This window comes from Companilactobacillus sp. y65-5 (genome assembly GCF_057541095.1).
In genome coordinates, this window is sequence record NZ_BAAJOA010000002.1 from 448,184 (window position 1) to 471,463 (window position 23,280).

Genomic DNA, 23,280 nt, shown 5'->3' on the forward strand with positions numbered 1-23,280 from the left:
CTATAATATAGTTTATCAAATCCAAAGGAATGATTTTGTGAAACCGTCTGTATTTTTTGAATTAGTTGAAATAAAAGCAAAAACTGCCAGTGTATTTCCCTTTTTGATGGGAACATTGTATTCATACTATCACTGGCAGTCTATTAATGCTCTTGATTTAATTTTATTCTTCATCGCCATGTTCTTATTCAACATGGCCGTCGATATCAATGACAACTATTGGGACTATAAAAACGCTACTGGAGCGGAGAGTTTTCGCAGGAACACCAACGTTATCGGAGTCAATCATCTAAATATCCATCTGATCGGTTGGATCGACTTTGCTTTCACCGCCATCGCAGCGATCATTGGCATCTTCATCGTCTACCGAACTGGGCTACCCCTATTATTTATGGGACTGTTCTCTTTTGCCGTCGGCTTTTTTTATGCCGGTGGACCCCACCCGATCAATCGCGGGCCACTCGGTGAATTCTTTTCTGGTTTCACAATGGGCTTTGTCATCTATCTGATCGCCATCTACATCAACGTCTTTGATTCACCAGCCGTCATGTTAGATTTCAAGTTCTACGGTGATATTTTATTATCATCCTTACTGACCGTCTTCTCGATCTCAAACTTATTATTAGCTAATAACATTGCGGACGAAGATGAAGATAAGACTCTCGGTCGCAAAACTATCGTCTACTATCTAGGTAGAGACAACGCTATTTTCATTTTGAAATCATTCTACGTCTTGGGATACTTAGCCTTGACCTGTTCTGTTATTATTGGTCTCTTACCTAAGATGATGCTTTTGACCTTCTTGATCACACCAATTGTTTACAAAAATACTAAAGCCTTTTGCAGTGAACCGATCAAGAAAAAGACCTTCCCGTTCATCATCAAAAACTTACTCTTGATAACCCTGACGGAAGTAGTGACCTTCTTCATCGGTGTTTTGCTCAACTTCTAGTTATTGAGTAATTGTGCAAATCCATAAGTATCTTGTGCGATCATCAATTCTTCATCGGTTGGCACGGTATATGCTGCAACTTTTGAATCATCAGTCGTGATACGAACTTCTTTTCCACGTAACTTGTTCTTATCTGTATCTACTTTTACGCCTAGGTAACCAAAGGCATTCAAGATGTCTTCACGTACCTCAGGAGAATTTTCGCCGACACCAGCGGTGAATGCTAAGACGTCGATTCCGCCCATTTCTGCGATATATGAACCGACGAATTTGATGATTCGATTGCGGAAAATATCTAAGGCTAACTTGGCACGTTCATTTGTATCTTGAACTGCTTCGATATCACGCATATCAGCAGAAATACCAGAGATACCCAACAAACCAGACTTGTGATTCAAGATCTCGATCATGTCGTCCATATCTGTCAAATCTAACTTCTTCATCAAGTATGGCAAGATCGAAACATCAATATCACCACTTCTAGTGCTCATCGTAATACCAGCTAGTGGAGTGAATCCCATTGAAATATCAAAGGCTTTTCCTTGCTTGATCGCACTGATCGAAGCGCCACTACCAAGGTGCATAACGATAACGTTCTTATCATCGATTCCACCGTCAACTAATTCGTTCAGACGTTGGGCGATATAACGGTGACTAGTACCGTGAGCACCGTAACGGCGAGCCTTGAATTCTTTATAGTCATTGAGATCGACACTATACAGGTAGTTAACTTCTGGAATATCCGCAAAAAATGACGTGTCAAAGACAGCTACTTGAATAGCCTTTGGAACTAATTTTTTGAAGACGTCAATGTAGTAAGCTTCAACTTTATTGTGCAATGGAGCGTACTCTGATAATTGAAGAATCTTATCTAAGTTTTCTTCAGTCACGATTTCAGACTTCTTAAACTCTTCACCACCGGCTACGACACGATGACCGAAAGCTACGATATCTTCGAATTTTTCGATGATATTTTTATCTTTTAACGCATCAAGAACTGACAAGACAGCAATCTCGTTGGATTCGATTGCTTCCTCATGTTCAAACTTTTCACCATTATATTTAAGTTTAAATACTGATTTTGGTGAGCCTAGACGGTCGATCATACCTGATGCGATCGTCTTTTTTTCAGGCATTTCGAACAGCTTCCATTTCAAAGTTGAGCTCCCCGCATTTATGGCCATTATCTTCATATACAAATCTCCCTTATTTTTGATGTTAACATTTAGCTCAAGTGGTCGCTGGTAGGCTTTGTAACAACTTTACACCACTTTAAAAAAATGCTACTCTTTAGTAACTATTATAAGTCAATTGTTGGGGGAATTCATTCGTGAAATTTTTAGATATGCTACGCAAAATAGATTCAGAGCCGGAGAAAAGTACTCCAAGTACTGATAGCGCTTCCTCCAAGGCACCTCAAGAGGATGCAACGGTTGACGAAAAAAATCAAAATAATGATGTAAAAAATGAAGTTGTTGAAGAAAAAACCGACCAAAAAGAACAACTTCCAGTTACAACTCATGACAAACGTATCAGTATTGAAGAACAAATGGATCAACTTTCACATCATTACGCACAATTACGTAATGATCTGAAGACCAATTTGTTCTCCGAAAAAGATGAGCATGAGACCAAGAAAGAAACACTCGATAATTATTTGAATACTTTGAAACGTGATCAAAAAGAATCAAGTGAGAAGCTAGCTGACGTTAAGGCACAAAATGACGATGCCGAGACAGAACGCCTAGCTGGAGTTCATGCTGACCAAAAAGAACAAAATGAATTGCTGAACAAGTTCAAGTCACAACAACAAGACTTGTCAGACCAAATCTCTGATAACCAATCCAAATTAAGCAATGCTCAAGATGAATTGACGAAGAACGAGCAAGCTGAAACAGACATGTCTTCATCGATCAAAGAAGAAAAAGATCTTCAAAAGATGATGGTCTTGATGGAGGAACAGAAGAACTCGATCGACAAACTTTACAAAGAGCGTGAAGTCATTCAAGCTAATATCGCCGACATCAAGTCAACGATCGACGATCTTCAAAAAGAACTCGACCAAGTCAATAACAACATCAACGACACTAGCTCTAACATCGACATGTTGAAGTCTAAGGTCAATCAAATCGAAGACAAGATCAAAAACGACCGCAACTATCGTATCGAAACTAAAGCCGGTTTAGAGAGACATCTTCAAAGTCTCGATGAAGAACGTAAAAAGATCGAATCTGAGTTGGACGAAGTCAACGGTAAGATCGATTACCTTGAAAAATACATCAAGGACGTCTTCCATTCTGCTTATTTAGTACGTGATGTTTACTTGGACAAAGATAAGGATTACTACGTGACAGCCAACTCCTTCGAGACAGAATCACAACAACGTGACGTCTTCGATATGGTCACCCTACTGGAAACTAAACTACAAAAACCAGTTACTCTAGTTTCGACTTTTTACAATAATCACTTGAACGAATTAGTCGACCACAACGCTAGAGAATCAAAAGTCCATATTCCTAACGTCGTTAGCTTATTTGACCAACTACAAGCTAGTCCTAATCCAACTGATAAGACAGTTGCTATCCCTGCCAATGAAGACTGGGTAACTAGAACTGACGTTAAGTCACACGACACCGTTATTTATGACCAAAACAACACTCTATTGATGACTGTTGAATATGACAATACCAATGACGACAAGAGAATCGACCGTATCAATTACTACAAGAACGATCAAGTGGTCAAAGCCAATATTTATAACGCCGCTGGTCAATTGTCTTCAGTCCAAAACTTCAACAAAGAAAAAGTTCTGACTGAACAAAACTTCTATCGCACCGACGGTTCGATCGTCCTAACGATCATCTTCGAAGAAGACAAACCAACTAGCTATCAACTATTCGATAAGAATGGCTTACTAGAACACGACTTCAATACCAAAGAAGAGCTCATCTCATGGTGGCTTGAGAGCATCTCACCTGATACTCAAAATGCTATCTTCGTCGGTAGCCAAGACGATCAACTCTATCAATTGATCGTCAAAAAGAACGATTTGAATAGTGATCAAACTATCCCACTTATCCAAAGTGTCTCTGAAAATATTGACAACGTCATCAAAGCACTCGACAAAGATACTGACATCGCCAATATCTTAGTTCAATTTAGCAAAGACCTGCATGCTGTCGAAAGCGAGACACACCGTGACATCAGCGTCAGTGTTATCAGAACTTCCAACAGTAGCAACCTTGCATTACCTGAATCACTAGAAATATAATAGAACCATGACGGGTACTCATCTGTTTGAGTACTTTTTTTTGGATTAAGTTTAGGAAAGTGAATAAGAATATGAAAACCATATCCATAATTGTGCCCTGTTATAACGAAGAAGAAACGATCAATTTGTATTATGACGCTATGACTAAGGTAAAAAACAACAGCAATAAATTTCAAATTGAATACTGGTTCGTAGATGACGGCTCAAAGGATAAAACTTACCCTGTATTAAAGGCGTTACAAAAAGCTCATCCTGACGAGGTCCACTATATTTCTTTCTCAAGAAACTTCGGTAAAGAAGCTGCCCTTTATGCTGGTCTCAACGCTGTAACTGGTGATTATACCGCCGTTATGGACGTGGATCTACAAGACCCACCTGAGATGCTGGACGAGATGTTCGACCTCTTAGAGTCAGACGACTATGATTGCGTCGGTACCGCGAGAATGGATCGCGAAGGTGAGAATCCGATTATTTCCTTCTTCTCCAATGCTTTTTACGGTGTTATCAACAAAATGTCACAGACGAAGATCATCCCTGGGGCCAGAGACTATCGCCTGATGACTCGCCAAATGGTCGATGCCATCCTTTCTATGACAGAATACAATCGCTTCTCTAAGGGTATCTTCAGCTGGGTTGGCTTCCGAACTAAGTACATCCCTTACAAGAACCGTGAACGTGTCGCTGGTACGACTTCATGGAACTTCTGGAAGTTGCTCAAATACGCAATCACTGGGATCATCGACTTCACCGAACGACCACTGATGTTTGCCACTTGGATGGGGATATTGTTCTCAGGTATCTCCGTGATTGCCATCATCGGGATCATCATTCGCAAGTTGATCTACCCCCTCAGTAGCGTTACAGGTTGGGCCTCCATGGTCTCGATCATCTTGTTGATCGGTGGGATTCAGTTGCTCAGTATCGGGATATTGGGCGAATATATCGGCAAGATATTTTTAGAAGTAAAAAAACGTCCGATTTATATTATTAGAGAAAAGAAGTAAAGACCTCCAGGTCTTTATTTTTTTAGGAAAATATTTTCTTATCAATTGATAAATGACCCCAAAAACTACGTTAGATTGGGATATAATAGAAACAACGAACATGAGGACGGATAAAAAAATGAATTCACGTGATAAACAAGCGGAGAACACTAAGAACGCGATCTTACGAGTAGCCGCTAAAGACTTCTTATCCCAAGGATACCAAGCTACATCTACCAGAAAGATTGCTCAAGAACTCAACATCACTCAACCCAATATGTATCATTACTACAAGAATAAAAAAGTGCTCTATGCCAAGGCAATCGAACACGAAGTCGGTGGTTTCAGTGAAAAACTCTACGATGAATATAATCGTAATAAGGATCTACCCTTTGACGAGATGTTGACGACTATCTCAATTTTTATGGTCGAAAATTTCAAGCTCAATTTCTTCATGCTGAGACACGACTTAGACACGGTCTTCAATGACGAAGAAAAAAAAGAAATCAGTAAAAATTGGGACGGTGGATATTATAAAGTTCTCTTCAATATCTTCCAGGCGCACAAAGATGAACTACGATCTGATCTATCAATTCCTGTTCAAGTAGGAACTTTTTTGACGATGCTAGTTCCATATATCGAGTACAGCGAAGCTCGCCGCAAACGTAATATCGCTAATCTTAATACCATGATCAAGATTTTTATTCACGGTATCAAAAAAGAATAGGAGAACTAATGGAATTTATAACCCTGCTAGCACTGATGCTCTTCCTAACTCTGATAGTTAGTCATATTTTCAACAAAATGAATCTCCCGGCTGTCATCGGACAGCTGATCTTGGGGGTCGTCCTAGGACGTGGCCTGTTGAACATCGTTCAATCTACACACGAACTGGAATTATTCGCTGACATCGGCGTCATCTTGTTGATGTTTTTGGCTGGTCTAGAAAGTGACTTAAAGCTATTGCGTAAGCACCTAGGACCTAGCATTACCGTAGCGATCTTCGGGGTTATTCTCCCAGTTGCCTTGACACTTCTCACGTCACTAATCTTCGGCATCAACTTGCGTGAGAGTATCTTCATTTCCGTCGTCTTCGCGGCTACTTCCGTCTCGATCTCGGTCGAAGTCTTGAAGAGCCTTAGTTACTTATCGAGTACTTCTGGAACTGTCATCTTAGGTGCGGCAGTCGCAGATGATATTTTGGCCATCTCCATCTTGAGTGTCATGTCTGGAACTTTGACGGGACACTTCTCAATGAAAAAAATCTGGCTCTTAATAGCTCTCTGGATCCTCTTCATGGTCATCACATACATCTCCTATCGCTGGCTCATTCCGGGGATGATGCACTTAGCAGAATACCTCGACGCGACTCACGCACCGACCATCACTGCTCTAGTAGTCTGTCTCTTGTTCGCCTACTTCGCTGACTGGGCACAGCTAGATTCCGTCCTAGGAGCCTTCGTAGCTGGGATTGCTATCTCTAATTCCAAGAACTACAATACTAAGATCAATCGTAATATCGAGATCATCGGTTACACCGTCTTCATTCCCGTCTTCTTTATCAGTATTGGACTTAATTTGGAATTCGACAGTCTCATCAAAGACTTCTGGTTGATCTTACTCTTCACCATCACTGGTATCATTGGCAAACTTATCGGAGCTGGCTTCGGAGCACGGATCTCAGGATTCGACATGAAGGACTCATACGTGATAGGCTCAGGGATGATATCTCGTGGTGAAATGGCTTTGATCGTGGCTCAAGTAGGTTTCAGCGTTCATCTATTATCAGAGGAATATTATTCATCAGTTATTATCAGTATTATTTTGATAACGATTTTAGCACCGTTTTTCTTGAAACACTCTATTAGTAAAAACCCTATATAATCTTATCAGTAGCACTTGTTTGATAAAAAGATATATAATGATAGCGTAAACAATTTTTTAATCAATTATATGAAGGAGAAGGTTATTATGGCACATATTTTAGTATTAGGCGCTGGATACGGTGGGTTAACGGCCGCTCGTGACCTTGCCAAAACAACACCAGCGGGAACACAAATCGACTTAGTAGATAAAAACGAATTACACGTTGAAAAAACTGGACTACACATGATCGCAGCGGGAACAACAAGAGCAGATGCTGTTAGTTTTGATATTCGTTCAGTTCTCCCTTCAAACGTCAACTTCATTCAAGCGACAGTTAAGGACCTTGATCTCGATAATAAGACTGTTAGATTTGAGGATCACGATGATATTACTTATGATTATGTTGTCGTAGCTCTTGGCTTCCGCTCTGAAGACTTTGGCCTCGAAGGTGCTAGCGATAACGCCCTCATCCTCCAAGATTTAGAAACAGCTCAAAATATATATAAAACTATGAATCAAAATATCGCTAACTACAAAGAATCACAAGACCCAGCTGACTTGAGTATTGTGGTCTGTGGTGCTGGATTCACTGGTATCGAAATTCTTGGGGAATTAGTTGATACTGTTAAGATTTTGAAAGCAAAATATGGCGTTCCTGAGATCAAAGTTACTTGTCTAGAAATGGCAACTCATATCTTACCAATGTTTGACGAAGGTCTAGCTAGCTATGCCGTTTCATACCTTGAAAAGAACGGTATCAAGCTCCTAACAGGCGCTAAGATCACTAAGATCGAACCAAAGGCCGTTGTCTACATGGATGGTGACACTGAGAAGAAAGTCGAAGGAAGCACGATTCTTTGGACTGTTGGTGTCAGTGGTAGTGATGTTATCAAGGAATCTGGGATCGAAGCTAGAAGAAACCGTGTTATGACGACATCATTCCTCAACCTTGAAGATCATCCTGAAGCATTCTTCATCGGTGACGATTCAGCAATGATCCCTGAAGGTGCAGAGCGTCCACTACCAACTACTGGACAACTAGCATCAGCTGAAGGTGTGTCAGTAGCTACTAATATCGGTGCCGCTTTGAATGGCAAAGAATTAGTACCGTTCGTCTACAATTCACTAGGTACGATCGCATCCCTTGGTCAAAACCACGGTATCGCTGAAATATTAAGCAAAGGTTACAAGTTCAAAGGTCACACTGCCTCACTACTCAAACATCTCTCAGGCGACAGAAGTTTGATGGAAGTAGCTGGTCTCAAGACTGCCTTCAAGAAGGGTACTATTTAAACTTCCCAATCAAGACCTCAATTCGAGGTCTTTTTTTGTACACTATTCATAGACGATCGGTATTCTTATAACAATTTTAGTGTCTTTAAATTGTATATCTAATAGATTCATATTAGTATCTTCGGTAAATATGGAGGTGAATAATGTCAATCAAAAAAACGCAACGTTGCATTATTTGTCAAAATCGATTTTCACTGACCGAAGGACTTTTTTTAAGAGATTTGAATTCCTCACTGCAAGCAAAGATCAAAACAAAAAACAGCTTTGCGCGTGAGTCCAGTTTCGTCTGCTTGAAGGATTTACAGATAATTCGGCTACAGCGAATGCAAGAAGTCATCGACCATGATCTGGAGATAGACCGCCAAATGAACGACAACTTAGAAAAAGAATTAGCTAAGAATACTTATGTCATTCGTAACTTGAACGATACTATCCATGGCAAGATGACCAAGGGGCAAAAACTATCTGACGCCGTGGCTAAATTCGGTGGTAGTTGGGGTTTTATCATCGCCTTTATCATCATCTTGATAGCTTGGATGGCGATAAATGTCACCCACTTATTTGGTGTCAATTTTGATCCCTATCCTTTTATTTTATTGAATTTATTCCTCAGCTGTATTGCGGCGATCCAAGCACCGATCATCATGATGAGTCAAAATCGCCAAGCTGAACGTGATCGTTTCGATGCTGAAAACGATTATCGGACTAATAGTAAGTCTGAGATGGAGATCAGCATGCTCCACAAAAAAATCGACCAGATGAATGAAGTCCAATGGCCTCATTTGCTCGATATTCAAAAGATGCAAGTAGAAGTTTTGAGCGAATTGGAAAACGAGATTCATTCGATCGAAAAAGAAAAAAAGAAACAAATCAATCCTGAACACTTACGGCATCAGAAAAAAAACCTTTGATTTGAAATTAACGCTATTTTAGGAGGATCAGATTATGAAAGAAACGACATCCTCATTTTCAAAACTAGGTATGCTGATAACCTTGGGAATAGTCTACGGTGATATAGGTACCTCACCACTGTACGTTATGAACGCCATCATCAACGATGCTGGCAAAATGAAACAAGCCGTTCCTGAATACATTATCGGGAGTATTTCTCTGATTTTTTGGACTTTGATGCTGATAACGACTATCAAATATGTCGGTATCGCCATGAAAGCTGATAATCACAATGAAGGTGGTATCTTCGCCTTGTTTGCTTTAGTGCGTGCTAAAAAATGGTTACTGATCCCTGCCTTGATCGGTGGCTCAGCGCTCTTAGCAGATGGAACACTGACACCAGCAGTAACTGTTACTTCAGCGATGGAAGGCCTCAAAGGGCAGTCGATCGGCGCACTAGTCTTGCCTAACGATCAAGGGATAATCTTGGTGATGGTGACTATCATCTTGATGACTATTTTTGTGATTCAAAAATTCGGTACTGAAAAGATCGGTAAGTCATTTGGACCAATCATGTTGATCTGGTTTAGTTTTATCGGCATCATGGGGCTGATCAATCTCACAAGCGATTGGACCATTTTGCGCGCCCTCTCCCCACTCTATGCAATAAAGATTCTTTACAGCCCCGTCAATCACGTGGGCATCTTTATTTTAGGTAGCGTCTTTTTGGCTACCACTGGAGCTGAGGCTCTCTACTCCGATATGGGACAAGTCGGCAAGTACAATATTTACGGTACATGGCCTTTTGTCTACACGATGTTGATGCTCAATTACCTAGGACAAGGAGCTTGGGTGATGAAATATTACTTGGACAGCCAGTATATGAACCTCAATACCGTCAATCCATTTTATGAAATGTTACCGGGACAACTCAAAGTTTTCGCAATCATCATCGCTACTATGGCAGCTATCATCGCTTCACAAGCACTTATCACTGGTTCCTATACACTGGTTCAAGAAGCCATCGGACTCAAGATACTGCCACGATTGCGGGTCAAATTCCCCGGCGACAGTAAGAGCCAACTCTACATCGGATCGGTCAACTGGCTCCTGTGCCTAGTGACTATCAGTATCGTCTGGGGGTTTCGCACTTCTGAACATATGGAAGCCGCCTACGGGCTAGCAATAACCTTGACCATGCTGATGACGACTATTTTATTACATCAATTTTTGATCATGAAAAAACATCGGATCGGTGCATTGATTTTTGTCAGCTTTTTCTTTGCATTAGAGATGTTATTCTTTATTTCTAGTTTGACGAAATTCGTCCACGGTGGCTATATCACCGTCATCATCACCACACTCATCCTGATGATCATGGTCGTCTGGTACTTCGGTAATAAGTGCCGCGATGCACACTTAGACGAGAGCCAATCAGTCTCATTATTAGCTTATATACCGCAACTGGAAAAACTCAGTAAAGATACTAGCGTGCCCCTATTCGCCACCAACCTCGTCTTCTTGAATCGCGTCAACGACGATTACTCGATCAAACGGACGATTATTTACTCAATTCTCGATCAAGAACCAAAGCGTGCCAAAGTTTATTGGTTCATTACCGTCAATCAAACCGACAAACCGTATGAATGTAACTATAAGGTCGATATGATGCACACACGCAATGTCGTTGATGTTCAATTGAATCTGGGATTCAAGAAATCGCAACACGTTAATATCTATATTCGCCAGATCGTCAATGAACTGTTGAACGATCAGATCATCGATCCACAGACACCTGACTACTCGATGATGCCGGACCGTCGTGTGGGATCGTTCAAATTTATCATTTTGAATGAACAGTTCCAAGATCTCGGCGCTCAGGAGTATATGAATGGTTGGGATAGATTCTTGATCGGCGGACGAATCTTACTCCAAAATATCACCTTACCGCCAGCTCTCTGGTATGGATTAGAATTCAGTGATGTGACCGAAGAAAAAGTCCCACTCTTTCTAGGTATACACCACGATGATTGTTTGATTCAGAAAAAAGTTAAAAACACGACAAAAAAGGAACTGGGATAAAAAATAATATCCTAGTTCCTTTTTTTGGAAACGTCTATTTAACGATCTTAGCGCCTAAGACCTTTTCAAAATGTTCCATAGCCCAATCGTGACCAGCCGGATTGAACGATGCGACACATGAACTGTGGATCACTAGCTTGTAATTCAAGTTGTATGCGTCGATCGCCGTATGCAAGACACAGATATCCGTACAGACACCCGCTAAGTGGAGCGTATCAACATCACGTTCGCGTAATCTAAGGTCTAGATCTGTTCCTGCGAAAGCACTGTAACGCATCTTACTGAATTGTTTGATGTTGCTCTCACCAATATGCTTCTCATACCAAGGTTTCAACTCACCATATAACTCTCTGCCCCAAGTGTCCTTGACGTTGTGAGCTGGAAAGAGCTTCGACTCAGGGTGATATTGGTCAAAGGGGATATGCAGATCCGTTGGTAACCAGACACAGTCATCAGCCTTACGCATATTTTCAGCTAATTTGATGATGTTAGGCTCAATCTCCTGCCCTGGCTTGCCGCAAGTAAGTGCTCCCTTGTCTGCTACAAAATCGTTCGTATAATCAATAATAAGTAAAGCTTCATGTGATGCCATGTCTATCCCCTACTTTCTTATTTGTTACTTAGATTATTAATGGTTTTTGGGTGTGTGTCAAATATTGTTTGAAAAATTCCATATAAACGCTTACACTTATATTTATAAAGTAAATGATATTAAAAAAATGTAGTACTGTAGGAACATAATAGATTGGAGGAATAATCATGAATGAAACATATAATATAGGTTTAGATATCGGTACTAATTCCGTAGGCTGGGCAGTCACAGACGAAAATTATAACTTACTACAAAAAAAACATAAGAACCTGTGGGGGGTTAGACTCTTCAAAGATGCAGAAACGGCTGAAAATCGACGATTGAATCGTTCAACCCGACGGAGATATCGACGTCGTCGCAACCGTTTGAATTGGTTAGACGCGATATTTTCAGAGGCCCTATTTCAAGTGGATCCAGGATTTTTAAATCGTATGAAACATTCTTGGGTATCCAAAGATGACACTACTAGAAAGCGGGATCAATACAACTTATTCATTGAACAAGACTTCAATGATGTTGATTATTATAATAAATTTCCGACAATTTTCCATCTAAGAAAAGAACTTATCGAAAATCCTCAAAAACAAGATATAAGATTAATTTATTTAGCTATTCATAATATTGTTAAATATCGTGGTAATTTCGTGAAAGAAAATCAAAAATTCGATGTTTCCAAAATCAGCGCTGGATTCGATAATAACTTACTTGAATTAAATAACTTGCTGGCAGAATTCGGAATCAACTTACCAGAAGATGCCGATTTTTCTAGCATCAGTAAGATCCTGCTTGATGATGACCTGAATCCTTCAACAAAAACAAAAAATATCCTTGATTTATTGAAGCCTGACAAAAATACCAAAAAGATATATACTCAATTATTTAATTTACTAGCGGGCAACAAATCCGACCTAGTTAAATTATTTTCATTAGACGAAATCGACGAAGTGAAAATATCATTATCTGATAAAACCATTGAGTCTGATTTAATGGACATTGAGGAATATTTAAGTGAAGAACAACTTAATCTTATTTTATTTGCTCGCTCTATTTACAGTGTCATCATCTTGCATGACATACTCGATAACGAGGAATATTTAAGTTTTGCCCAAGTTAAGAAATATCAAGAACATCACGATGATCTACAAAAACTTAAAAAAATCTGGCGAGATGACCCTGATCGAACAGCTGTTAAGGACGCTAGAGAATCATATGACAAATATATTAATGTTGGTAAATATAACCAAGAAGATTTTTATAAAAAGCTTCAAAAGTATCTAGGAAAAAAAGAAAATATTGATGCCAAAAACGCCCTGATAAAAATCGAGCTAAAAAAATATCTACTCAAACAGCGCACTCCCGACAATGGAGTTATTCCCTATCAATTGAACGAGAGCGAATTGATCCAAATATTGAACAATCAAGAAAAATATTATCCATTTTTGAAACAAGACAGAGATAAGATTCTCTCACTAGTAAACTTTCGTATTCCCTATTATGTCGGACCATTACAAAGCCAGGACAAGAGCAAATTTGCTTGGATGATTAGAAAATCTGCAGGTAAAATCCGACCATGGAACTTTGATGAAAAAGTCGATCGAGAACAATCTTCAAACAATTTTATTAAGCGGATGACGGGAACCGATCCTTTTTTGGTGGGAGAACCTGTAATTCCCAAAAATAGTCTTATTTATCAGAGATATGAAGTTATCAATGAACTGAACAATATTAGAATTACTAGTGCGGAAGAAGATAACAAACCCGGCCAACGTCTGGAAGTTTCAACCAAACAAGCTATTTTCAATGAATTATTTAAAACCCACGTCAATGTCTCAACCACCCTACTTAAAAATTGGCTGATAAAAAATAGCTATTACTCAGCACCGGAAATAAAGGGTCTCGCAGATAAATCAAAGTTTCTATCCAGCCTCTCCAGTTATCGCAAACTAGTGTCTATTTTCGGGCAGAAGTTCGTAGATGACGTTAAAAATCAAGAACAACTGGAAGAAATCATCGAATGGCAAACTATTTTCGAAGATAAAAAAATATTGAAGTTAAAGTTGACATCATCTGGACTCTATACTGACAAGCAGATCGAAAAATTATCAGCTATTCGTTATCGAGGATGGGGCCGCTTATCCAAAAAATTACTTACTGAATTGACTACTGATGTAAAGATGGAAAATGAGCATCAACCTGCCAGTCGTTCTATCCTAGATTTAATGTGGTTGACCAATAGTAATTTCATGGAAGTTTTACACGGTGACAAATATACCTTTGAATCTCAAATCGAAGAATATTCTGATGCTAATAGTAGTCAAAGAAACAAAAAGGATTTGATCGATGACCTTCATCTATCTCCCGCGTTGAAACGCGGAGTTTGGCAATCCCTTGCCATAGTTCAAGACATCGTCTCCGTCATGAAACAAGATCCCAAATATATATTTATCGAGTTCACTCGTGAGGATCAAGATAGCAATGTTTCTCAGACCAGATATCACCAGTTGGATAAGAAATATAAAGAGCTTGAAAAAATCGCTAAACAATTAAGCCCTGAATTAAAGACTAGAATCTACCCTAGCAAGGAATTAAAGGATATGTTGAAAGAAAATAAAAACTTCTTGTCCAACGACCGACTCATGCTTTACTTCTCACAAATGGGCAAGAGTTTGTATAGTGATTCTGAATTAGATATCAATCAAATATTTGGCACTAAATATCAAGTCGATCATATTTTGCCACAGTCCTATATCAAAGACAATTCCCTTGAGAATAGAGCCTTAGTAAAGATGGGAGAAAATCAAAGAAAAGCGGATGACTTACTATTATCTGAAGATATTATTAAGAACAATCTCGAACGTTGGAAATATCTCAAAGAAGCTGGTTTAATGGGTCCCAAGAAATTCGCTAATCTAACTAGAACCCATGTTTCTAAGAAGCAAAAAGAACATTTCATTAATCGGCAATTAGTACAGACTTCACAGGTGGTTAAAAATGTCGCCAGTATTTTAGGATTGATCTATCACGATACAAGGATAATAGAAACTCGTGCTGGCTTAGGCACGGGCTTCCGAAAAGCATTCAGTAACTTCAACGAGGAAACTTATCACTATCAATACCCGGAGTTTGTTAAAAATAGAAACGTAAATGATACACATCACGCTCAGGATGCCTACATTGCTACTATCGTAGGTATGTATCAACTCAAGAAATATCCAAAGGATAGTAGCAGATTGATTTTTGATGCCTATTCCAAATTCTTTGAGGATTTGAAAAAAGAGACACGGAAAAAGAATGGAAAGATACCTAAATATGCTAGTAACGGTTTCATCATAGGTTCAATGTTCAATGGTAAAGTCCAAACTGATAAGAATGGAGAAATCATTTGGGACCAAAAGATAAAAGACAGCATCCGCAAAGCCTTCACTTATAAGCAATACAATATTACTAAAAAAACCATCGTTAATGATGGCATGCTTTACGATCAAACAATATATAGTAAAACTAAGACCAAACTTATCGCGCTGAAAAAAGACCGTGATACTCTTATTTATGGTGGATATAGTGGTGATGTTACTGCCTATGCAGCTTTATTTGAGCTAGATGGTAAAAACAAAACTAATAACATTCCTGTAAGAATTGCTAAAGAAATAGATGCTGGTAATATCGATCTATTGCAATATTTACAGGAGAAGTATCCAAAAAGTAAATCGCTCAAAGTACTGAAAGATAAAATACCGCTCAACCAACTGGTTAATAGTGAAAGTATGGGTAAAATCACCTTACAATCAGGTAAAGAAATCGCTAACGCGCAACAATTATTCTTACCATTTGATGAAGTCGCACTCTTGTCATTACTTGACCGTAAAAGTGTCGAAAATTATAGATTGATACTTAGTTATTTCGATCCAAATTTCTTAGACCATATTTATAGTAATATATTAAAACATCTGGATAAATATTATCCTTTATACTCAAAAGAGTTAATGATCCTCAGTGATAACCAAGATGAATTCACGGGACTATCCATCCCCGACAAAGTGAAGGTACTTGAAGAATTACTTAAGTTAACCAGAGCAACTTCCGAAACTGCCAATTTAAAAAATTTCGGTAATATTTCATCTACCAGATTTGGCCGTATGCAAAAGAATAATGGCGTGGAATTATCAAACGCTGATTTGATCTACCAATCACCAACCGGACTCTTCGAGACTAGAATCCACATTGACTAAAAAAAGGGCAAAAAAAAAGCCTCCGCGCGGAGGCAGTCAATTAAGACTAGGTAACATAAATGTTGATTTTAACTTAGTACGTCATTCCATGTAGTTAGAACAAGTTCATTATAAGTCACTACTTAATAAAATGCAATTAAAAGGAGAACATTAATGGGATGGGAAACGGTCTATGTAACTTCTAAATCAAAATTATCTTATAAATCTAATCATCTATTAATACAGACTACCAATAATATTACTGAAATACCCTTTCACCATATCAACTGTATCGTCGTCGCAACGACACAGTCAGTCATTACTGGTTATCTGATTACTAAGCTAATAGAAGCTGATATCAAAATAATATTTTGTGACAATGACCACAATCCTTGTGCTGAATTAAATGGCTATTATTCTAACGTCAGTCGAAATCAGAATATTAATACCCAATTCTCTTGGTCTATTCCTAAAAAAGAACTTTTATGGACGAATATAGTTACTAACAAAATTGAAAATCAAATCATGCTTTTAAAAAACAACAGTTGGATACGGCCAAGGTCACCGAAATATTCCACGACATGAAAGATAATGATCGAACTAATCGTGAAGCGGTCGTTGCCATGCATTACTTTACTGAGCTTTTTGGCAGTGATTTCTCTCGTGGCAACAAGGAAGATAATATCAATAAGATGCTGAACTATGGCTACACGATACTCTTGTCATCTGTCAATCAAGAGATCATTGCTCAAGGTTATCTGACTCAATTGGGCATCCACCATCACAGTAACCAAAACGACTTCAACCTTTCTAGTGATCTGATGGAACCCTTTCGCCAATTCGTCGACCAGATCGTGATCGAAAATCAAGATGCTGACTTCGACGAGGCAACGAAATTAGAAATACTAGCCGTACTAGAAAAAGAAATCGTTTATAACGAGAAGAATTATATTTTAAAAAATGCCATCAACCAGCACGTACAAAATTGTTTTAAGTTCTTAGATGCCAGGAAGCTATCTTTAGCTAAGGTGGAATTCAAAGATGAGGTGTAGAGCAATGCGTTTGATAATTATGTTCGACTTACCTACTTTAACATCACAAGACCGGAGAAATTATCGGCAGTTTTTAAAAAAACTCAAGAAAGATGGCTTTTCAATGGATCAAGAATCGATCTATTCCTGTCTGCTGATCGACAAAACGGCAGCTAACTTTTTGATAAACAAGATCAGTCTCTACGCACCACACAAAGGGCTGATTCAAGCTCTTACTATCACTGAAAAACAATATACATCCATGAAATTCATTTGCGGAAGTCAGAGTAATGAACCGCAGAAAAAATTCGAAAGGTTGGTGGTCATATGATTCCTGCAACTATAACCATCTACCCTTATGAACCTTTTGAAATTGATTATGGTCTGACGTTTTTGAACATCCAATGTAAGGAAGAATTCTCCTCTTTGATGTTTAGGATCAATCAATTAAAACACCATGAAACTTTTCTAGACGATGTGGACCAGATCATTCATTTCTTCATGGGTGAAGATATCGATTTGAAATCATCGTTGAAACAAATAGCTATGGTTGGTGACCTACCTAGCTTTGAAATCAATTCTACTAGTAATTCCAAGTTAGTTTTTGAAAAAATCATTGAAGATACCAAGATTATCAATAAGGATAAAATCGAAAAGATAAACCAACAAATTAACGAATTGGTTTTTGACTCTGTGATAAATTACGAAGTAGATTTTGAATACAATCTAATGTCTGATTTGACAAAACTGTTGAAATCTAAGGGTTTACAATTAGATGCTGATAATTGGGATAACTATTATGATAAACTTCAATCAATTATTAGGTTTTATTCAGAATTTAGTCAGAAAAAATTAGTCTTATTTTATAATTTGGAACGCTTATGTAGTCCTCAACAGTTAAGTGAGGTTAATGATTACTTGAAATCACTTGAATTATCTGTGGTGAGTTTTGAATCGTATCCATTGACGTTAAAGGATCCTCGTGCCGATTTTCAAACTTATTCGATAGATGAAGATCATGTTCGATTTGATTATTAACTTATATTACAAATAATAATGCATGATATACTTAATTTATGCTATCTGTTTGTATTAAGAGCTTATTGCTGGCTAATTTCATGTAGTTAAGAACCGAGGCTGGAAAAAAAGGCGATAATAAAAGGGTTTTAGTAGTACGTCATTTCATGTAGCTTAGAACCATATACATTTCAATAGTAGTATTAAGTTTAGTTTTAGTAGTACGTCATTTCATGTAGCTTAGAACCAATGATAGGATAACTCGCAATTTAGTTAATGTTTTAGTAGTACGTCATTTCATGTAGCTTAGAACCACTACAAGGCGCTGGATACAGTAGCTCCCAGTTTTAGTAGTACGTCATTTCATGTAGCTTAGAACCGGATATAGTTAATTCTATTTTAATGATCGGGTTTTAGTAGTACGTCATTTCATGTAGCTTAGAACCTACCATGTGCATAATTTCATATATGTGTTAAACAATATATAGCATTATTAAACCAACTTTTGTAACATATTATGTTAGAATTGTTTGAATGCAAAAAGTTCATCTAAATACCGACTACATTGTAGTACTGTGTTTTAGAAGTTCGTCATTCATGTAATTAGAACAGCATTCACCATATGCTAAAAATCCGTCCGATTATAAACTTATAATCAGGCGGATTTTTTATATCATATTAAAATTTCAAAAACTACATGTCGATCTTAACAACGTCTTCAACACTCTCATCAAAGTCAATAATCATTTTTGCGACTTCTTCGGGTTGTTCTAACATCCCTGCATGACCGGCATCTTTCAGATCTTTCATCATCAAACGTGGTACTCTACCAATAGTTGCTTTAGCATCTTTGATCCCTGCTTCGGTCAAGATCTGATCGTCATCAGAGAAGATGGCTAGGGTTGGCAAGTCGGTAGCACGAAGGCGTTTGTTCATTGCCTTTTGATCTAAGTAATCATCGGCCATCTTCGTCAACTTCTTAGCCACTTTACGGTCAACGGTATTAGCAGCGTCATTGATGACGTTTGGGTTCTTCAACTTGCTAGTGTCAAAATCCTTGGCAAAGTACAGGTTGGACTTGACTGGTGATTTAGCCATCTTACCCAATACTGGTATTGCCGCAAACGATGAATTTGCGTCCATCTCAGCGTATTTTTCATTAGCTGGTGTATTGAGTAGGATTAGTTTAGAAACGCTGAAATCACGTAATTCTGCCATTCTATTGGCAATTAAGCCACCGATACCATATCCGAACAGCAACATGTTATCAGTGATGCGTAATCTGGCGATCCCTTCGAGCATAGCCCAAGCTTGCGTATCCATGTCATATTCATCAGTCTTAGAAAGACTAGACTTCCCTTGACCTAACAGGTCCATAGCGATGACAGTGTATTTTTTTTGAAGATAAGGTGTGATATCGTTATAGTATTCAACGGTGCCATTGATGCCCGGTATCAAGACGATGATCCGCTTGTCGCTCTCAAGGTCACCGGTGATTTTGATATTTACCTTACCACTAGTTACTTCATATATTTTTTCCAATTTTAAGCCTCTTTAATTTTTCTCACTATCAAAAATATACCGAAATTCGCCTGACTTTGCATTGATTATGCTGAAGTTTTTAGTTTTTTTATGATTCACGATGATTTTTATTGACTTTTTCGACAAAAAACGTTAAATTGGACTAGACCAGACAAAGAGATGGGAGATTATGGATATGAACATTATTAAAGTTAAAGATCAAGAATTAGGCGGTAAGGAAGCATTCAATATCATCGCTTCAGCTATCAAGAATGGTGCCAAGGTATTGGGACTGGCAACTGGTAGTAGCCCCATCACTCTCTATAACGAAATGACTAGCAGCGACATTGATTTTTCAAACATGACATCAGTTAACCTAGACGAATACGTTGGTCTAACTGCTGATAACGAACAAAGTTATCACTACTTCATGAAGGAACATCTATTCAGCAAGAAACCATTCAAGGACTCATACGTTCCTGATGGTTCTAATCCTGACGCAGAAGCCGCTACTTCAGACTACGACAAGATCATCGAAGACAATCCGATCGATGTACAAGTATTAGGTATTGGTAGAAATGGTCACATCGGCTTCAACGAACCCGGTTCTCCACTTGATGGCAAGACTAGCAAGGTTTCTCTAACTGACTCAACTATCGAAGCTAACAAGCGCTTCTTCGCTGACGAAAAAGACGTTCCCCGTTATGCTTATTCAATGGGTATCGGCTCGATCCTCAAAGCTAAGAAGATCATCCTGGTTGCATATGGTGAGAACAAAGCTGATGCAGTCGCTGCTACTGTCAACGGACCTGTAACTGAAGACGTTCCCGCAAGTGCACTACAAAATCACCCAGACGTAACTTTGATTCTTGACGATGCTGCAGCATCAAAACTTTAAAACTAAATTTTTAAGCAAAAATAAATAGTCTTTTGGAATAATTATTTTTATTTCAAAAGGCTATTTTTTATTGACATAAATGTAGCAAAACCAGTAGCCTAGTAAAGGTTGAGGAGAAATTATGTTAAAAAAATTATTCAAAAAAGCAGATTATAAAAATTACATGGCTAATGACGCTCATTTTTCAAAAACATTAACCAAAAATAATTTGATCGCCATGGGGATCGGTTCGATCATCGGTACTGGGATCTTTATTTTACCAGGTATCGTGGCCTACTCTACTTCCGGTCCCGCGATCACCGTTTCCTTTATCCTTGCGGCCGTCGTCTGCGTCCTAGCTGCGATGTGCTTTGCGGAGTTAGCATCAACGTTTCCCGTTGCAGGGAGTACCTATTCCTACGGCAGTATTATTTTTGGACAGTTTCCTGGGTGGATCGTTGGTTGGGCTTTGTGCCTAGAATACATCCTCGGAGTAGCGGCAGTTTCATCTGGATTCTCGGCTTATTTCGTCAGTATGTTCAATAATTTTGGCGTCCATATGCCGCACGCTTTGACAGGACCTTTCATCCCCAGTGAAGGGACCTTCATCAACTTGCCATCGATCGTCGTTTTGATCTTGATTTACTTCTTGTTACGACGCGGTGTCCAATCGTCAGCTCGCATGAATACCGTCGTCGTCTTTATCAAATTGGCAGTCATCATCGCCTTCATCATTATTGGTCTATTCTATATCGAACCCAAAAATTACCAGCCGTACTTCCCTATGGGTGGTCTAGGGGTCGTCAAAGGCGCCGCCTTAGTCTTCTTTGCCTACTTAGGATTCGACGTTATCCCCTCATCAGCGCCAGAGGTCAAGAACCCTCAGAAGAATATCCCTGCCGGAATCATGATTTCTCTAGCTATCTGTGCGGCTCTATATTTGATCATGGCGGCAGTTTTGACGGGGATGGTCAATTATAGACAATTGAACGTCTCCGATCCTGTCGTCTTTGCCCTGCGACAAGTTGGCCTCAGTAAGATCACTTTCTTGATCAGTATCGGTGCTTTAGCCGGGATGTTCACAATGATGTTGAACACCATCTATGGAGGTTCACGACTAGTCTATGCCTTAGGTCGGGACAAACTCATCCCTGAGGTCTTCGGCAAAATCGACGACAAATCCAAGATGCCGATGACTTCGCTGAATGCCATCACGATCTTAGCCGTCTTATTAGGTGGTTTCGTTTCGTTGAAGGAACTGACTAGCTTAGTCAATATCGGGACTTTATTATCATTCGTCTTCGTGTCGATCGGTGTGATCAAGCTTCGACATCGGACAGATGTTCCAGAGAGTAGCTTCAAAGTGCCGCTGTATCCTTGGTTTCCAGCTATTTCAGCCGGACTCTGTGTCCTACTGATGACTCAAGTCAGTCTTAATTCGTGGATTGCTTCTATCGGCTGGTTTGCCATCGGTATCATTATTTACTTCGCCTATGGTTATCGAAAAGCATAATAAAAGAGCGATTAGGGTTTTCCTAATCGCTTTTTTTCATCCCAATTGTTTCACATGGAACATATGGTATTTTGAACATTCGTTCTCACTAGATATAGTGTTAACTATTCAATAAGTCAGAACAGAGCTTATGACTCAAAATAGCCGACTCTGGTTTGACTGGATTTTCTAAGCCACCTGAAACAGCTGCTAAGAATTTTAAGATGATTGGTTCAAAGCCTCTCGTAACTAAATTACGTTCCCAGTCCGGGCGGGCGATCTGGGTCGTGCTCTGCGTCTGATATTGATTCAATAAATTTAGATTCGTGACTTCCGAACGACCACCTACCCCTTGAACGGTCGATTTCTCTAAGTTCACCGAGCCGATCATATTGGTTATGATTTGCACTTGTTCATGTGTAGAGGTCAGAGTGATGTAGCCTTGCTCTAGGTTGCCATCTTTAACTACCAAGTGATTTGTGGCAGTTTGAATCGGTTCGTCCATCAAATAAAGTGCGGTATCGACTGAATGTATCATTAAATCAAAGATCGCAAATTTAACTGGCTCCAGAGCCTTGGCTCTGATTTTTTCAGAAACTATCGTTCTTTTGTCAGCAATCTGTTTGAGTTCTTGATTGAATGGTGCGAAACGGCGATTGAAACCACAGGTCAGCATCAGATTGTTTTCATCCGCTAATCGATACAATCTCTCAACTACTGCCAAATCCTCAGAAACGGGCTTATCAACGTAAACATTGATTCCCGCCTGCAATAATTGTGTGATGATCTCCTCGTGCGTCTTCGTTGGTGTATGGACAAAAACAGCCAGTGGCTTCTCATCGATCAGCTGTTCCAACGTTTGATGTAAATGATTGAAACCATATTTCGCACACAGAGCTTCCCCCTTCTCGACATTTCTAGTCGTCAAATGCCATTCAAACTGATCTTGTAAACTAGCCATTACTGGTAAATATGCCTTCTGTGCGATATTCCCTAATCCCATGACACCTATTTTTTCCATATCGTAACCTCAACTTTCCAGATTAGTGTACCAAATCTCTGTCATCGCTTACAAATAAATGTTGAAACAACGCGATTTTGAAGCAAATTGTTTCATGTGGAACATATGGTAGTCGGCGGTTAATTTTATACTATATCTTGTATGAAACTATTTATTAATTAATATTTGTCCTCGAGAGTAATT

General features: G+C 39.0%; 19 protein-coding genes and 1 CRISPR repeat array. Of the genes, 15 read left to right on the forward strand and 4 right to left on the reverse strand.

Annotated features, from left to right (window positions below):
* Nucleotides 1–37: 37 nt before the first annotated feature.
* A complete protein-coding gene (locus tag AC27FM_RS06240) occupies nt 38–952 on the forward strand; it encodes a 1,4-dihydroxy-2-naphthoate polyprenyltransferase (protein WP_487086801.1) in 915 nt (304 codons plus the stop codon).
* On the opposite strand, the gene AC27FM_RS06245 is transcribed toward AC27FM_RS06240, so the two are convergent.
* A complete protein-coding gene (locus AC27FM_RS06245; protein WP_487086803.1) occupies nt 949–2,145 on the reverse strand; it encodes an acetate/propionate family kinase in 1,197 nt (398 codons plus the stop codon). The two genes, AC27FM_RS06240 and AC27FM_RS06245, sit on opposite strands and share 4 nt — an antisense overlap.
* 137 nt (nt 2,146–2,282) lie before the next feature.
* Between AC27FM_RS06245 and AC27FM_RS06250 the strand changes: the two genes are divergently transcribed.
* From AC27FM_RS06250 to AC27FM_RS06280, 7 genes are all read left to right on the forward strand, one after another.
* Nucleotides 2,283–4,223, forward strand: coding sequence for a hypothetical protein (locus tag AC27FM_RS06250; RefSeq protein WP_487086804.1), 1,941 nt, complete (start codon nt 2,283–2,285; stop codon nt 4,221–4,223).
* 71 nt (nt 4,224–4,294) lie between these two features.
* Nucleotides 4,295–5,227: a glycosyltransferase family 2 protein gene (locus tag AC27FM_RS06255; protein ID WP_487086805.1), complete on the forward strand. Its 933-nt coding sequence runs from the start codon at nt 4,295–4,297 to the stop codon at nt 5,225–5,227.
* Between the two features lie 118 nt (nt 5,228–5,345).
* On the forward strand, nt 5,346–5,933 hold the full coding sequence (locus tag AC27FM_RS06260; RefSeq protein WP_487086807.1) for a TetR/AcrR family transcriptional regulator: 588 nt from the start codon (nt 5,346–5,348) through the stop codon (nt 5,931–5,933).
* A gap of 8 nt (nt 5,934–5,941) precedes the next feature.
* Nucleotides 5,942–7,090, forward strand: coding sequence for a cation:proton antiporter (locus AC27FM_RS06265; RefSeq protein WP_487086809.1), 1,149 nt, complete (start codon nt 5,942–5,944; stop codon nt 7,088–7,090).
* Nucleotides 7,091–7,177: 87 nt separating this feature from the next.
* On the forward strand, nt 7,178–8,365 hold the full coding sequence (locus AC27FM_RS06270) for an NAD(P)/FAD-dependent oxidoreductase (RefSeq protein ID WP_487086811.1): 1,188 nt from the start codon (nt 7,178–7,180) through the stop codon (nt 8,363–8,365).
* A 143-nt stretch (nt 8,366–8,508) separates the two neighbouring features.
* Nucleotides 8,509–9,276 carry a DUF1003 domain-containing protein gene (locus AC27FM_RS06275; protein WP_487086813.1) on the forward strand — a complete coding sequence of 256 codons (768 nt, stop codon included), beginning with the start codon at nt 8,509–8,511 and terminating at the stop codon, nt 9,274–9,276.
* A gap of 31 nt (nt 9,277–9,307) precedes the next feature.
* Nucleotides 9,308–11,338 (forward strand): KUP/HAK/KT family potassium transporter, encoded by a 2,031-nt coding sequence (locus AC27FM_RS06280; RefSeq protein WP_487086899.1) that lies wholly within the window; start codon nt 9,308–9,310, stop codon nt 11,336–11,338.
* A gap of 34 nt (nt 11,339–11,372) precedes the next feature.
* On the opposite strand, the gene AC27FM_RS06285 is transcribed toward AC27FM_RS06280, so the two are convergent.
* Complete coding sequence (locus AC27FM_RS06285; protein ID WP_487086815.1) at nt 11,373–11,930, reverse strand: cysteine hydrolase family protein; 558 nt, start codon at nt 11,928–11,930, stop codon at nt 11,373–11,375.
* Between the two features lie 167 nt (nt 11,931–12,097).
* Between AC27FM_RS06285 and cas9 the strand changes: the two genes are divergently transcribed.
* The 5 genes from cas9 to csn2 all read left to right on the forward strand — a co-directional run bounded on the left by cas9 (nt 12,098) and on the right by csn2 (nt 18,207).
* Entirely contained in the window at nt 12,098–16,159 is a 4,062-nt protein-coding gene (cas9, locus tag AC27FM_RS06290; RefSeq protein ID WP_487086817.1) for a type II CRISPR RNA-guided endonuclease Cas9, read from the forward strand.
* Nucleotides 16,160–16,312: 153 nt separating this feature from the next.
* Complete coding sequence (locus AC27FM_RS06295) at nt 16,313–16,723, forward strand: CRISPR-associated endonuclease Cas1 (protein WP_487086819.1); 411 nt, start codon at nt 16,313–16,315, stop codon at nt 16,721–16,723.
* Nucleotides 16,720–17,190, forward strand: coding sequence for a type II CRISPR-associated endonuclease Cas1 (cas1, locus tag AC27FM_RS06300; RefSeq protein ID WP_487086821.1), 471 nt, complete (start codon nt 16,720–16,722; stop codon nt 17,188–17,190). Before AC27FM_RS06295 ends, cas1 begins: the two co-directional genes overlap by 4 nt.
* Nucleotides 17,180–17,500, forward strand: coding sequence for a CRISPR-associated endonuclease Cas2 (cas2, locus tag AC27FM_RS06305; RefSeq protein WP_487086823.1), 321 nt, complete (start codon nt 17,180–17,182; stop codon nt 17,498–17,500). The genes cas1 and cas2 overlap by 11 nt, the downstream gene beginning before the upstream one ends.
* The gene (gene csn2, locus AC27FM_RS06310) at nt 17,497–18,207 is read left to right on the forward strand and encodes a type II-A CRISPR-associated protein Csn2 (RefSeq protein ID WP_487086825.1); all 711 of its coding nucleotides are present in this window, start codon (nt 17,497–17,499) and stop codon (nt 18,205–18,207) included. The genes cas2 and csn2 overlap by 4 nt, the downstream gene beginning before the upstream one ends.
* Nucleotides 18,208–18,332: 125 nt before the next feature.
* Nucleotides 18,333–18,632: direct repeats of the CRISPR family, unit length 36 nt; unit sequence GTTTTAGTAGTACGTCATTTCATGTAGCTTAGAACC.
* Nucleotides 18,633–18,879: 247 nt separating this feature from the next.
* Here the strand turns inward: csn2 and AC27FM_RS06315 are convergent.
* On the reverse strand, nt 18,880–19,728 hold the full coding sequence (locus AC27FM_RS06315) for an alpha/beta fold hydrolase (protein WP_487086827.1): 849 nt from the start codon (nt 19,726–19,728) through the stop codon (nt 18,880–18,882).
* 169 nt (nt 19,729–19,897) lie between these two features.
* Between AC27FM_RS06315 and AC27FM_RS06320 the strand changes: the two genes are divergently transcribed.
* Together AC27FM_RS06320 and AC27FM_RS06325 are read left to right on the forward strand one after the other, a co-directional pair.
* The gene (locus AC27FM_RS06320; protein ID WP_487086829.1) at nt 19,898–20,605 is read left to right on the forward strand and encodes a glucosamine-6-phosphate deaminase; all 708 of its coding nucleotides are present in this window, start codon (nt 19,898–19,900) and stop codon (nt 20,603–20,605) included.
* Nucleotides 20,606–20,726: 121 nt separating this feature from the next.
* Nucleotides 20,727–22,097, forward strand: a complete 1,371-nt coding sequence (locus AC27FM_RS06325; protein ID WP_487086830.1) for an amino acid permease — start codon at nt 20,727–20,729, stop codon at nt 22,095–22,097.
* A 100-nt stretch (nt 22,098–22,197) separates the two neighbouring features.
* Here AC27FM_RS06325 and AC27FM_RS06330 read toward each other — a convergent pair whose 3' ends face one another.
* Nucleotides 22,198–23,097 (reverse strand): Gfo/Idh/MocA family protein, encoded by a 900-nt coding sequence (locus AC27FM_RS06330; protein ID WP_487086832.1) that lies wholly within the window; start codon nt 23,095–23,097, stop codon nt 22,198–22,200.
* Nucleotides 23,098–23,280: the final 183 nt, after the last annotated feature.

Bases quoted from the DNA above. Each gene is read 5' to 3' on its own strand.
- cas9 (WP_487086817.1), top strand. From the start codon at position 12,098: ATGAATGAAACATATAATATAGGTTTAGATATCGGTACTAATTCCGTA.
- AC27FM_RS06325 (WP_487086830.1), top strand. From the start codon at position 20,727: ATGTTAAAAAAATTATTCAAAAAAGCAGATTATAAAAATTACATGGCT.
- AC27FM_RS06330 (WP_487086832.1), bottom strand. From the start codon at position 23,097: ATGGAAAAAATAGGTGTCATGGGATTAGGGAATATCGCACAGAAGGCA.
- AC27FM_RS06260 (WP_487086807.1), top strand. From the start codon at position 5,346: ATGAATTCACGTGATAAACAAGCGGAGAACACTAAGAACGCGATCTTA.
- AC27FM_RS06270 (WP_487086811.1), top strand. From the start codon at position 7,178: ATGGCACATATTTTAGTATTAGGCGCTGGATACGGTGGGTTAACGGCC.
- cas2 (WP_487086823.1), top strand. From the start codon at position 17,180: ATGAGGTGTAGAGCAATGCGTTTGATAATTATGTTCGACTTACCTACT.
- AC27FM_RS06320 (WP_487086829.1), top strand. From the start codon at position 19,898: ATGGATATGAACATTATTAAAGTTAAAGATCAAGAATTAGGCGGTAAG.
- AC27FM_RS06245 (WP_487086803.1), bottom strand. From the start codon at position 2,145: ATGAAGATAATGGCCATAAATGCGGGGAGCTCAACTTTGAAATGGAAG.
- AC27FM_RS06275 (WP_487086813.1), top strand. From the start codon at position 8,509: ATGTCAATCAAAAAAACGCAACGTTGCATTATTTGTCAAAATCGATTT.
- cas1 (WP_487086821.1), top strand. From the start codon at position 16,720: ATGAAAGATAATGATCGAACTAATCGTGAAGCGGTCGTTGCCATGCAT.
- AC27FM_RS06295 (WP_487086819.1), top strand. From the start codon at position 16,313: ATGGGATGGGAAACGGTCTATGTAACTTCTAAATCAAAATTATCTTAT.
- AC27FM_RS06255 (WP_487086805.1), top strand. From the start codon at position 4,295: ATGAAAACCATATCCATAATTGTGCCCTGTTATAACGAAGAAGAAACG.
- csn2 (WP_487086825.1), top strand. From the start codon at position 17,497: ATGATTCCTGCAACTATAACCATCTACCCTTATGAACCTTTTGAAATT.
- AC27FM_RS06285 (WP_487086815.1), bottom strand. From the start codon at position 11,930: ATGGCATCACATGAAGCTTTACTTATTATTGATTATACGAACGATTTT.
- AC27FM_RS06265 (WP_487086809.1), top strand. From the start codon at position 5,942: ATGGAATTTATAACCCTGCTAGCACTGATGCTCTTCCTAACTCTGATA.